Below are 12,108 nucleotides of genomic sequence, written 5' to 3'. Positions count from 1 at the left end.
TTAAGATCATGGCTCATAAAAAAGGAGTTGGTAGTTCGAAGAATGGTAGAGAATCAGAATCAAAACGTTTAGGCGTTAAGATATTTGGTGGACAAGCTGCTATTGCTGGTAACATTATCATAAGACAACGTGGAAACACGCACCATCCAGGTGAAAACGTTTACCAAGGAAAAGATCATACTTTACATGCTAAAGTTGACGGCCTAGTAAAATTTACTAAGAAAAAAGACAACAAGTCTTACGTTTCTATCGAAGCTTTTGAAGCTTAAGAAATAAATTTCTTATCAAATATTAAAACCCTTTCTATTTTTAGAAAGGGTTTTTTGTTTCTATCATTCTAAGCAAAGCGAAGAATCTCATAGTGACATCCTTATTATATATTGAATAAAAACACTTCGCTTCGCTCAGAATGACGTATTCTTATATAATCTCCATCTTTTTTAGCAGGAAACTGGCATTCATATTTTGACAAACACCTTGTTTTAATTTATAATCGAAAAAGAGTTCGTCGTTTATGATTTCGGCATCGAAGTAATAGTTTTTTACGGCTTCTAACTCGGTTTCAATTTCAGTAAGACTTAAGTCGTGTGTTGCTATGATTCCTGTGGCATGTTGTTTTACTAGTTTCTCAACAAATTTTCGGGAGCCAATCGCTTTGTCTGTACTGTTGGTTCCTTTTAGAATTTCATCTAAAATGACGAAGTAGTTTTTATCATTTTCAATCGTATCTACCACAAATTTCAATCTAGTAAGCTCACTAAAGAAGTACGAGCTATCATCCGTTAACGAATCCGTTGTACGCATACTTGTAATTAACTTAATAGGCTTGTATTTACTTTGTCTAGCACAAATAGGCAATCCAACATTAGCCATGACGATATGAAGCGCAACGGTTCTTAAAAACGTACTTTTACCAGCCATGTTAGCTCCTGTAACAATAAAAAATTGTTCTTCTTTTAATTCTAAATCACTGTCAACACGCTTATCAGCATTTAACAATGGATGCCCTAAACCTTCTGCTAAAATCGTAACGGGTTCATCCGTTATTTCTGGATAGGTAAATTTTTGATGATTAAATGCATAATTTCCGAAGCTATTAAACGCATCAAAGAAGGTAACCACCTCAAACCAATCATCTACTTTATGGCCGTATTTAGAAATCCATTTTTCAACGTTATAACTGTTTCTAATATCTAGCAATAGATAACCATTGCCTAAAACCAATGAAATAAGATTATTTCTGTTATCTAGAGCATCCAGTGCTTTTGAAAACTTTGAGAATATTTCGGATGCTTTCTGGTCTTCGGACCTGATCAATTTTTGTTTCTCTTGTAATAGTTCAGAGTTAAATTCTGTCGTTTCAATAGCTTCTAAAAGCAATGCATATTGCCTAAACGTATCTTTCGCTCTTCCTGTATGATGTGCTAGTATATCGGTCTTTTTCCAATATATTCCAGATATTCCTAGACCAAATAATAACCAATATCCAATAGTCGAAATTGGAATAATTTCCAAAACCCCCAATCCTAAGATTACCAACGATACGATACCAAAACCTATAGTTATTGCATACTGTGTCTTACCTAAAAAGGGTTTGTAATCTTTTAACCACGTAATAATAGATGCTGCTGAGTGTTCTATTTCCACACCTTGCGCTACAGCCACATAGTTTTGTCGCCATTGTGGTAAATCTGCCAATTCTTTTATAGCGTCTTGTCGTTCTTTAATGTTGGTAATAGCGTTAGAAAGCAAATTGGCACTTAATTTCTGAGCTCCTTCTTTAAGTGCTGTTCTATTCATAAATTGAAAGAAAGATCCTTTCCCAAATAAATCGATATCTAGACTAAAAAAATGTTTAGGATCCTGAAAATCTGAACCCTCTAGACGATCATGAAAATCACCTTTTTCTATTTTTAATTCCTCTTCATTAATCGCAATTAATCGTTTGTGTAGATTTCGCTTCGATTTTAAATCTGTGTAGCGCGCTAGTAAAAAAAGAAAACTAGAGATACCTAAAACAGCAATTCCTGCGGCAATTTTCCAATTCTCATAAGTGAAATAAATTCCAATTCCTGAAAGCACAAAAATGGCAAGTCTAAGTAAACTATATAAGCTTAGCTGTTTAAATATACGTTTAGAAGCTACCTGATTTAATTCTAATTGCTCTTTGTAAAAAGATGCTGGGTTTTGCATAAGTCTATAATAAAATTGAAATATAAGAAAAGTAAAAATCCCAAGTCATGATTAGGCTTGGGATTTTGTATAATAAGATTTCTGCTTTCGCAGGAATTTGTTAACCTTTTAAAGTCGCAGATAAATACTCACGATTCATACGTGCAATATTTTCTAAGGAAATACCTTTAGGACATTCTACTTCACAAGCACCTGTATTTGTACAGTTACCAAAACCTTCTAAATCCATCTGCGCAACCATGTTTTTAACACGATCTACGGCTTCAACTTGTCCTTGTGGTAATAACGCATATTGCGATACTTTGGCACCAACAAATAACATGGCTGAAGAGTTTTTACAACTCGCTACACAAGCACCACAACCTATACAAGTTGCAGCATCCATAGCTTCATCTGCTGCATGCTTAGAAATAGGAATACTGTTAGCATCTTGCGTGTTACCAGAAGTGTTTACAGAAATATAACCACCTGCTTGTTGAATACGCTCAAAAGCCATTCTGTCTACAACTAAATCTTTAATTACAGGAAACGCTGCTGCTCTAAATGGCTCAATAGTAATTGTATCACCATCATTAAACATACGCATGTGTAACTGGCATGTTGTTACACCTCTATCTGGTCCGTGTGCTTCACCATTAATGTACATAGAACACATACCGCAAATTCCTTCACGACAATCATGATCAAATGCTACAGGCTCTTCACCAGAGTTTACTAATTGCTCATTCAAAACATCCATCATTTCTAAGAAAGACATGTGTTCTGAAATATCAGTAACTTTGTAATCGACCATTTGACCCTTAGCTTTTGAGTCTTTTTGTCTCCAAATTTTAAGTGTTAAATTCATATCGTCTTTCTTATTTGTATGAACGTTGTTTTAGTTCAATATCTTTAAATTCTAATTCTTCTTTATGTAATACAGCATTAGCTGGTTCTCCTTTATATTCCCAAGCAGCAACAAAGGCAAAGTCTTCATCATTACGCTTCGCTTCTCCTTTTTGAGGACCATCTAATTCTGCAGATTCTTCTCTAAAGTGTCCACCACAAGATTCTTCTCTCATTAAAGCATCTTTTGCAAACAATTCTCCTAGTTCTAAGAAATCTGCAACACGCCCAGCTTTTTCAAGCTCAGGATTCATTTCATCTGCTGTTCCTGGTACAGAAACATCTTTCCAGAATTCTTCTCTTATGGCTTTAATTTCTGCCATAGCCTCTATTAAACCTTCTGCGTTTCTAGACATCCCTGCCTTGTCCCACATTACTTTCCCTAATTTCTTATGGAAATAATCAACAGATTTAGTACCCTTATTATTTACGAAGAAGTTAATTCTATCGCTTACTTCTTTTTCTGCTTCATCAAATTCTTTAGTATCCGTTGGAATTTTCCCAGTACGAATATCATCAGATAAATAATCACCTATAGTATATGGTAATACAAAATAACCATCCGCTAAACCTTGCATTAAGGCAGAAGCTCCAAGTCTGTTTGCACCATGATCAGAGAAATTAGCTTCACCAATACAATAACAACCAGGAATCGTAGTCATTAAGTTGTAATCTACCCAAACACCACCCATTGTATAGTGTACTGCAGGATAAATCATCATCGGTGTTTTGTATGGATTTTGATCTATAATCTTTTCATACATCTGAAATAAGTTACCATATTTCGCTTCTACGATCGCTTGACCTAATTCGTAAATTTTTTCGTCTGAAGGATTTGTGATATTATGAATTTTAGCTTGCTCTCTTCCGTAACGTTCAAAAGCAGAAGCAAAATCTAAATATACAGCTTCACCAGTTGCATTAACACCATAACCAGCATCACAACGTTCTTTTGCTGCACGTGATGCGACATCACGAGGTACTAAGTTACCAAATGCAGGATAACGTCTTTCTAAGTAATAATCGCGTTCATCTTCTGACAAATCAGTTGGTTTTTTACGACCTTCTCTAATTGCCATTACATCTTCCATATTTTTAGGAACCCAAATACGACCATCATTACGCAATGATTCTGACATTAAAGTCAGTTTCGATTGGTAATCTCCCGAACGAGGAATACATGTTGGGTGAATTTGTGTATAACAAGGATTTGCGAAATACGCTCCTTTTTTATGAATTTTCCAAGCTGCAGTTGCGTTAGATCCCATAGCGTTTGTTGATAAGAAATATACATTTCCGTATCCACCAGAACCAACAACAACAGCATGTGCCGAATGTCTTTCTATTTCACCAGTAATTAAATTACGAGCAATAATACCACGTGCTTTTCCGTCTACAATAACAACGTCTAGCATCTCATGACGGTTAAACATTTCGATCTTACCACGAGCAATTTGTCTATTCATTGCTGAATATGCTCCTAATAATAACTGTTGTCCTGTTTGTCCTTTAGCGTAAAATGTTCTAGAAACTAAAACACCACCAAATGAACGGTTGTCTAATAACCCACCATAATCACGTGCAAAAGGAACACCTTGAGCCACACATTGGTCAATGATATTAGCAGACACCTCAGCTAAACGATAAACGTTAGCTTCACGAGAGCGGTAATCACCACCTTTAACGGTATCGTAAAATAATCTATAAGTAGAATCACCATCACCTTGGTAATTTTTTGCTGCATTAATACCACCTTGAGCTGCAATCGAGTGCGCTCTACGAGGTGAATCTTGGTAAGCAAATGCTTTTACATTATAGCCTAACTCGGCTAATGTTGCAGCAGCAGAACCACCAGCTAATCCTGTTCCAACAACAATAACATCAATATGACGTTTGTTGGCAGGATTTACTAAATCGATGTGATTTTTATAATCGGTCCATTTATCTTTAATTGAACCCTTTGGTACTTTTGAATCTAAAGCCATATTAGATATGTTTTAATGATTAAGGTGATGAAATAATGCAATAAATATAAATCCTAATGGAATAATAATTGCATATGCTTTTCCAAATCCCTTTAATCCTTTTGTGTATTTATTATTTGCACCAACCGACTGAAAGGCTGAGCTAAATCCGTGTAATAAATGTAATGCTAAGAAAACAAAAGCAATTACATAAAGTACAACTCTCCAAAGGTCTACAAACTTGTGTTGAAGCTCTTCGAAGTATCTAAATTCTCCGTTAGCAAGTTGCCCAGACATATCACCAACAATATATTTGGTGTTTATTTCTGGAAACCAAAAATCGTAGAAATGAAGTCCCATAAAAGCTAAAATTGCAGCTCCACTCCAAATCATATTTCTACTCATCCAAGTAGAATTTGCAGCACCATTATTTTTAGCATAAGAAATATTTCTTGCTTTATTGTTTTTTATCTCAAGTACAAATCCCATTACAAAATGGAAAATAACACCAAAAATTAATACAGGTTGCATCAGATATTGAATGACCCAAAACGTTCCCATAAAGTGTGATACTTCATTAAAAGTATCTGCACTGAAAACAGATAATAGATTAATTGCAAAGTGTTGTAATAAGAAAATCATTAGGAAGAAAGCCGAAAGTGCCATGGCAAATTTTCTTCCAATCGACGAATTTAGAATTCCGCTCATTGTATATTTTGATTTATTTAGTCTAACAAAGATACTGCGCAATTAACGTTTTCCCAACTACGCATTGTTATTATTAATTTATTTAGAATGAATTTAATCTAGTTACATGACGATTTAATCTTTAAAATAGATCGTTAATAGTCTGCACAAAAAATCTATAACCGATAAAATTTTTAGAGTTCTTACTTAAAGGTTACGCTTTTAATATTTCAAAATTAGTATTTCAAACTGAAACTTCATAAATATCTCTTAATTTCTAACAGATTCTAGCTTCTGACTTTTGCCTACAGTATTAGTTTCACTACTTTTGATATTGAACTGAAATCACAACATTTCACACGCATACATAGAATTTATTTCGACTGCACTCAGTGTGATAACATTTAAAATTTTACTCTCATGAAATACGATTTAATAGATAAGCAACTATTTATAAAAAACCGTAAAAACTTTATGGCTCAAATGAAGTCAAGTAGTTTAGCTGTTTTTAATTCTAACGATATTTATCCTATAAGTGCAGATAGCACGCTTCCTTTTGCGCAACACAGAGATATATTTTATTTAAGTGGTGTGGACCAAGAAGAAAGCATATTGGTATTATTTCCAGATTGCCCTAAGGAAAAGCATCGTGAGATTCTCTTCTTAAAAGAAACGAATGAACACATTGCTGTTTGGGAAGGCGAAAAACTTACTAAAGAAAAAGCCTTTGGAACCTCTGGAATAAAAACTGTGTATTGGTTAAAAGACATGGAAAAGGTGTTATTTGAATTAATGACACAATGCGACACCGTTTACATTAACACCAACGAACATTACAGAGCCAATGTAGAAACAGAAACACGCGAAGACCGCTTTACAAAATGGCTATTAGACAAATATCCTGCACATAGTGTTGCTAAAAGCAATCCAATTTTGCAACGTTTACGTTCTGTAAAAGATCAAATAGAATTAGATTTAATTCAACAAGCCTGTAACATTACCGAAAAAGGATTTAGACGTGTTTTAAAATTTACAAAGCCTGGCGTTTATGAATATAACTTAGAAGCTGAGTTTATGCACGAGTTCCTTAATAACCGTTCTAAAGGCTTTTCTTACACACCAATTGTTGGTTCAGGAAACAACGCTAACGTTTTGCATTATATTGAAAACAACCAACAATGTAAGGCTGGTGATTTAATATTGATTGATGCTGGCGCAGAATACGCTAATTATGCTAGTGATATGACGCGTACCATTCCGGTTTCAGGAAAATTTAATGACAGACAAAAAGACGTTTATAATGCTGTAAATCGTGTGAAAAATGACGCTACAAAAATGCTTGTTCCTGGTACATTATGGGAACAATACCATGTTGAAGTAGGAAAACTAATGACATCAGAACTTTTAGGCTTAGGTTTATTAGACAAAGCAGACGTTCAAAACGAAAACAAAGATTGGCCTGCTTACAAAAAGTATTTTATGCACGGCACATCTCATCATATGGGATTAGACACGCATGATTATGGGATTTTAACCGAACCAATGAAAGCTAATATGGTCTTTACTGTTGAACCCGGAATTTACATTCCTGATGAAGGTTTTGGTATTCGCTTAGAGGATGATGTCGTCGTACAAGAAAAAGGAGAACCATTTAATTTAATGCGCAATATTCCTATTGAAGTTGAAGAGATTGAGGATATCATGAATTCTTAGTTTTAAAATATCCTTAAATATTAAAAAACTTGTAAGTTCATTATGTAGCTTGCAAGTTTTTTTGATTACCGCTAATCTCTAAATTATAGGACATGAAATTGACTAAAGAACGTCTTTATATACTACTAGCATTTTTTTCGATTTATGTTATTTGGGGCTCCACGTATCTGTTGAATAAAATTTTAGTTAGTCAATTAGCTCCATTATACGCTGCTTCTATCCGATTTATCACAGCAAGTATCTTGATTTTTACTATTGCCAAATTTTTAAAAATTCCTTTAAAGATCACAAAGCGACAACTACGAAATACAGCAATTGCCGGTTTTTTGTTTTTAACGATTGGAAATGGTTTAGTCGTTTGGGCATTAAAGTCTGTTGATAGCGGTTTTGCTGCTTTAGAAATTTCGGCGCAACCTTTAGTTGTATTAATTCTATTGCGAATTTTAGAAGGTAAAAAGATTCAACCTATGTCTATATTAGGTGTTGTAATTGGCTGTATCGGTATTTATTTGTTAGTGAGTCAACGTGAAATGATTGGACAAGAAGGCATGGTTACCGGAATGATTATGATTTTTATATGCATGCTAAGTTGGGCCTATTGTAGTCTTTTTGTTTCAAAAGCCGACTTACCTTCAAACTTTTTTGTGAATACAGGCTACCAAATGTTATTTGGAGGTGCCCTATTATTAATCGGTAGCCTTATTGTTGGCGAAGAACGACTCCCTTTTTCTAGTTGGAATACCGAAATCATCAACTCTATGGGAATGCTTATTATTTTTGGAAGCATTGTTGCTTTTACGGCGTTTAACTACTTATTGAGCAAGGTGTCTCCAGAAAAAGTAGCGACCTCAACGTATGTAAACCCTATTGTAGCTTTAATTTTAGGATGGTATTTTTTAGATGAAACCTTTTCGGCGCAATCTATAATTGCCGCAGCTGTTTTACTTACAGGAGTGTATTTTATTAACACCAAAAAGACCATTACGCTTTTTAAACGCTTCAAAAAAGAAATTTAAGCGACTAGAACTAAATGCATAATGATTGACCTTGTTTCATTACAAAACGTCAACTTTCTAATACGGATTAACCTTCAAAAATAAACAAGCGCTCCAAAGCCACTTTAGGAGCTAAGTTCTCAGCGTGCCAAGAAAATGTTGTTTTCGCAGGTTTTTCCCAAACACATTTAAAATCTTCTGGCGCTTTATACTCACTTATAAACACTTGGTGACCCGCTTTGCTTTGTTGCCTGCACCATTCCCAGAATTTCTCATGATCAAAACCGTCTCGATACTTCGTTGTAGAAGCATAAGGAGGATCGCAATAGATGATACTTTGTTTTGGAATTTCTAATTCGTTATACGATTTACAAGATAGAATTACGCCTTCTAAGTTTGGGACTTGCTTCGTAATATTACGATAGTGTTCTCCCCAATAATCGCGTTTACCTTCCTTATCGCGTCTGTAACCCGCAAACCATTTTCCACCGAAAGAATTAAACCCAACATAACCCACGACATGTTTTGGGTATTGCTCTTGGTTATATTTGATATGCTTGTAATCTTTTTCAGTAACCAATTGCGGTGGATCCCAATTTTCATTGACCAAAGCTTGCCACATCTCCATAAGTTCTTGGTGCTGATCGTTGGCAATCCTAACACCATCAACCTTGTCGATCATATTCATACCACCTGCAAAAGGCTCAAGATAAGCTTGGTTTTCTTTTCTGTCTTTCAGAATAATTGGCAGTAAATCTTTGGCAAAACGCGCCTTGCTTCCCATGTACTTCATTATCTGCTTGTCATTTTTTGTTGCACAAAAGACGAAATCACAAAGACTAAAAAAGCGGGTAACACCCAGCCTAAACTTTGACTAGAAAACGGAATATAATTGGTAACCATTGCTAAATCTTCAGTCGGATTAATAAAACCAACAACATCTGGAATACTAAAAAGAAACGTCACAAGAATCACCATTCTAAACACTAATGGCGTTGCTATTTTTTCTGGAAATACATTCAATAAAATAAGTACAATCGTAATAGGATAGATAAATAATAATACTGGAATCGCAACAACTATAATGGAATTAAAATCTAACTGACCCATAGCAACTCCTAGAACACTTGCTAAAACAGCTGTAATAACATAAACCGTTTGAGAATCGTTTAACAAGCCTTTAAAATAATCTGCCGTACCAGCCACAATACCAATGGCCGTTGTAAAACAAGCTAATGAAATTAGAACACTCAAAACGGTATTTCCAAATTCACCTAACGCCGAGATACTGATATCTCGTAATAAATTGGCACGTTGCATATCACTACTTAAATCTGCATTAATATTAATTTCAGAACTATAATAAGCTCCCACAGAAATTAAACCGGCATAAATAACAAATAAACCCAAACCTGCTATAAAACCTGATTTACGTATCAACGTCCGCTTAGAACTGTACGCCTCAACAGCCATGTTTTTAAAATTCAAAGAAATAATAATTACAGCTCCAACAACCACCGCTCCAATAGCATCAAAAGTTTGATAACCTTCTAGAATTCCCACCGCAATTGGGGTTTCAAATTGAGAAATCCCTGTACTAAATTCAGAAGAAAATAAACCAATACTAATGACTGCCAAAAGCATGATGACAATAAACGGCGTTAAATATTTTCCGATAAGACTTAATATTTTTGAGCGATTAAGCACAAAAACCAACACAAGCGAAAAATAAATAAAGCTCGTTAATAAAGGTGAAGTTCCAAAAGCTGGAAAGATTGCAATTTCATGCGTTGCCGCAGCTGTTCTTGGAGACGGAATAGCCACCGCAATAACATAGATTAAAATACAATAAATTAAACTAAAGGTTGGAGATACTTTTTTACCAAAATCGAATAACGTCCCTTGAAGTCTGGCATGCGCGAGAATCCCAAGGATAGGAATTACCACAGCGGTAATCATAAAACCAATAGTTACCCAAATCCAATCGTCACCAGAGTTATACCCCAATAAAGGTGGTAGCAGTAAATTACCCGCTCCAAAAAATAATGAGAACAATGCAAAACTGGTAATTAAAAGTTCTTTGCGTTTTATATCCACCTAGTTCGTTTTCTTAAGTTCTAAATCACCAAAATCGAAACTAAAATCAGTAATTGGCGCAATATAGTTCATGGTCGCTGAAACCGCTTCTCCTTTTTCGTTAAAGGTAAATTTCACGTAAACATCTGCATCATAACTTCTATCGTTCCATTTCGCCACAAAGGTAGTCGCATTAAATGGCAACAATTCACCAAACAATCTTGATGAACGCTCACTCTTTATGGTATATCCCTTTTTTGAATCGTGAGAAATCATCACATCACCAAACCAATCGTCTGTATAAGTCCCGATAATTTGTTTTGGTTTCGGTATTGATTTAAGTGTTTTTGCCTTTTCAACTTTTGAATACACTGCAGCTTTTATACTGTCGTTATAAATAATATTATCGGCATTAGATTTGCCGTACTTCTCTAACCAATTTCGACTTTCATAACCGAGATAAGCATCTTTAATTGTATTTGTGATGGTATTAAAAGCAGAACCATTCATTTGATTTGTTAACACCACAATGCCTAAATCTAAATCTGGGATCATAGTAAACTGTGTTACGGTTCCCAACAAACCACCTGTATGATACACTTGTTTAAAACCACCTTTAACATCGGCAACAAACCAACCTAATCCGTAGCCTTTAAAATTAGAATCGTATGAATCATTTGGAGATACATTTAAAGGAGTTTGCAATTGCCAAAGTTCATGAAATTGTTTAGCACTTAATAAACGTTCACCATTTTGGGTAACCGCATCGTTCATTAAAAATTGAGCCCAAGTTAACATATCCGGAACATTACTCACAATTCCTCCTGCAGGATTAGCTGTTTCACTCCAATCGTGTGGAATCTGAATTACCTTTCCTTCTGCCATCGTATGCGCATCAATAATATTCGATTTATCTGAAACACGATTATAAGATGCTTTACTATTTGTCATCCCAACTGGTTTCATAATCTTGGTTTCAATAAAGTCTTCCCAAGACAAACCACTCGTACGTTTTAAAACTTCACCCGCTATGATGAACATATTGTTATTATATGCAAATTTGCTTCTAAATGAACTTTCAGGTTCTAAATATTTTACATTATTAATAATGTCGTTCACTGTAAAATCACTGCCTTCAGGAAAAAACATTAAATCTCCTGCACCCAATCCCATTCCACTGCGATGTGTCACCAAATCTCTAACCGTGAATTCTTCAGTGACCCAAGCATCGTGTAATTGAAATTCTGGAATATGCTTACGCACTTTATCATCCCAATTCAACTTCCCAGCATCAACCATCATCGCCAATGCAAAACACGTAAATCCCTTACTATTAGACGCGACCCCAACTAATGTTTCATTGTTCATGTCTTTTTTATTGGTTAGCGAACGCACACCATGACCTTTAGCGTAAACGACTTTTCCATCTTTATAAACACCAACAGAAATACCAGGTACATCAAAAGTACTTAAGGTTTCTGTGATGAGTTTATCGAGTTGCTGCTCTTTAATTTGAGCATTTAACAAGAAAGCAGAACTCAAAAGAACTATTGAAAAAAAGCGTTTTAAACCCATTAGATTTTTAATTTAATTTG

10 protein-coding genes are annotated in these 12,108 nt (G+C 34.9%); 3 read left to right on the top strand and 7 right to left on the bottom strand.

Annotated elements, in window-relative coordinates:
* Nucleotides 1-8 precede the first annotated feature (8 nt).
* Nucleotides 9-269, top strand: coding sequence for a 50S ribosomal protein L27 (gene rpmA, locus HM984_RS06480; RefSeq protein ID WP_074936881.1), 261 nt, complete (start codon nucleotides 9-11; stop codon nucleotides 267-269).
* 151 nt (nucleotides 270-420) lie between these two features.
* Here rpmA and HM984_RS06475 read toward each other — a convergent pair whose 3' ends face one another.
* The 4 genes from HM984_RS06475 to HM984_RS06460 form a co-directional block, all read right to left on the bottom strand.
* Nucleotides 421-2,193, bottom strand: a complete 1,773-nt coding sequence (locus HM984_RS06475; RefSeq protein WP_179348566.1) for a MutS-related protein — start codon at nucleotides 2,191-2,193, stop codon at nucleotides 421-423.
* Nucleotides 2,194-2,293: 100 nt separating this feature from the next.
* Nucleotides 2,294-3,040 (bottom strand): succinate dehydrogenase/fumarate reductase iron-sulfur subunit, encoded by a 747-nt coding sequence (locus tag HM984_RS06470; RefSeq protein ID WP_040757231.1) that lies wholly within the window; start codon nucleotides 3,038-3,040, stop codon nucleotides 2,294-2,296.
* Between the two features lie 10 nt (nucleotides 3,041-3,050).
* On the bottom strand, nucleotides 3,051-5,063 hold the full coding sequence (locus HM984_RS06465) for a fumarate reductase/succinate dehydrogenase flavoprotein subunit (protein ID WP_115808267.1): 2,013 nt from the start codon (nucleotides 5,061-5,063) through the stop codon (nucleotides 3,051-3,053).
* A gap of 12 nt (nucleotides 5,064-5,075) precedes the next feature.
* A complete protein-coding gene (locus tag HM984_RS06460) occupies nucleotides 5,076-5,750 on the bottom strand; it encodes a succinate dehydrogenase cytochrome b subunit (RefSeq protein ID WP_040757229.1) in 675 nt (224 codons plus the stop codon).
* A 399-nt stretch (nucleotides 5,751-6,149) separates the two neighbouring features.
* Between HM984_RS06460 and HM984_RS06455 the strand changes: the two genes are divergently transcribed.
* Together HM984_RS06455 and HM984_RS06450 are read left to right on the top strand one after the other, a co-directional pair.
* Nucleotides 6,150-7,442, top strand: a complete 1,293-nt coding sequence (locus HM984_RS06455; protein ID WP_179348565.1) for an aminopeptidase P family protein — start codon at nucleotides 6,150-6,152, stop codon at nucleotides 7,440-7,442.
* Between the two features lie 92 nt (nucleotides 7,443-7,534).
* Entirely contained in the window at nucleotides 7,535-8,458 is a 924-nt protein-coding gene (locus HM984_RS06450) for an EamA family transporter (protein WP_179348564.1), read from the top strand.
* A gap of 67 nt (nucleotides 8,459-8,525) precedes the next feature.
* Here the strand turns inward: HM984_RS06450 and HM984_RS06445 are convergent, their stop codons facing one another.
* The 3 genes from HM984_RS06445 to HM984_RS06435 are packed head-to-tail and all read right to left on the bottom strand — an operon-like array spanning nucleotide 8,526 to nucleotide 12,088.
* Nucleotides 8,526-9,230 (bottom strand): DNA adenine methylase, encoded by a 705-nt coding sequence (locus HM984_RS06445; protein WP_179348563.1) that lies wholly within the window; start codon nucleotides 9,228-9,230, stop codon nucleotides 8,526-8,528.
* Nucleotides 9,230-10,534 carry a branched-chain amino acid transport system II carrier protein gene (locus HM984_RS06440; RefSeq protein ID WP_179348562.1) on the bottom strand — a complete coding sequence of 435 codons (1,305 nt, stop codon included), beginning with the start codon at nucleotides 10,532-10,534 and terminating at the stop codon, nucleotides 9,230-9,232. The genes HM984_RS06445 and HM984_RS06440 overlap by 1 nt, the downstream gene beginning before the upstream one ends.
* The gene (locus HM984_RS06435) at nucleotides 10,535-12,088 is read right to left on the bottom strand and encodes a serine hydrolase (RefSeq protein ID WP_179348561.1); all 1,554 of its coding nucleotides are present in this window, start codon (nucleotides 12,086-12,088) and stop codon (nucleotides 10,535-10,537) included. It lies immediately after the preceding gene.
* Between the last annotated feature and the right edge of the window lie 20 nt (nucleotides 12,089-12,108).

The organism is Winogradskyella pacifica, from assembly GCF_013403915.1.
GTDB lineage: Bacteria > Bacteroidota > Bacteroidia > Flavobacteriales > Flavobacteriaceae > Winogradskyella > Winogradskyella pacifica.
This window is presented reverse-complemented; position numbering and strand designations above follow the sequence as displayed.

What these genes read in the sequence shown, in the direction of transcription:
- rpmA (WP_074936881.1), top strand. Translation starts at nt 9, where the DNA reads ATGGCTCATAAAAAAGGAGTTGGTAGTTCGAAGAATGGTAGAGAATCA.
- HM984_RS06475 (WP_179348566.1), bottom strand. Translation starts at nt 2,193, where the DNA reads ATGCAAAACCCAGCATCTTTTTACAAAGAGCAATTAGAATTAAATCAG.
- HM984_RS06470 (WP_040757231.1), bottom strand. Translation starts at nt 3,040, where the DNA reads ATGAATTTAACACTTAAAATTTGGAGACAAAAAGACTCAAAAGCTAAG.
- HM984_RS06465 (WP_115808267.1), bottom strand. Translation starts at nt 5,063, where the DNA reads ATGGCTTTAGATTCAAAAGTACCAAAGGGTTCAATTAAAGATAAATGG.
- HM984_RS06460 (WP_040757229.1), bottom strand. Translation starts at nt 5,750, where the DNA reads ATGAGCGGAATTCTAAATTCGTCGATTGGAAGAAAATTTGCCATGGCA.
- HM984_RS06455 (WP_179348565.1), top strand. Translation starts at nt 6,150, where the DNA reads ATGAAATACGATTTAATAGATAAGCAACTATTTATAAAAAACCGTAAA.
- HM984_RS06450 (WP_179348564.1), top strand. Translation starts at nt 7,535, where the DNA reads ATGAAATTGACTAAAGAACGTCTTTATATACTACTAGCATTTTTTTCG.
- HM984_RS06445 (WP_179348563.1), bottom strand. Translation starts at nt 9,230, where the DNA reads ATGAAGTACATGGGAAGCAAGGCGCGTTTTGCCAAAGATTTACTGCCA.
- HM984_RS06435 (WP_179348561.1), bottom strand. Translation starts at nt 12,088, where the DNA reads ATGGGTTTAAAACGCTTTTTTTCAATAGTTCTTTTGAGTTCTGCTTTC.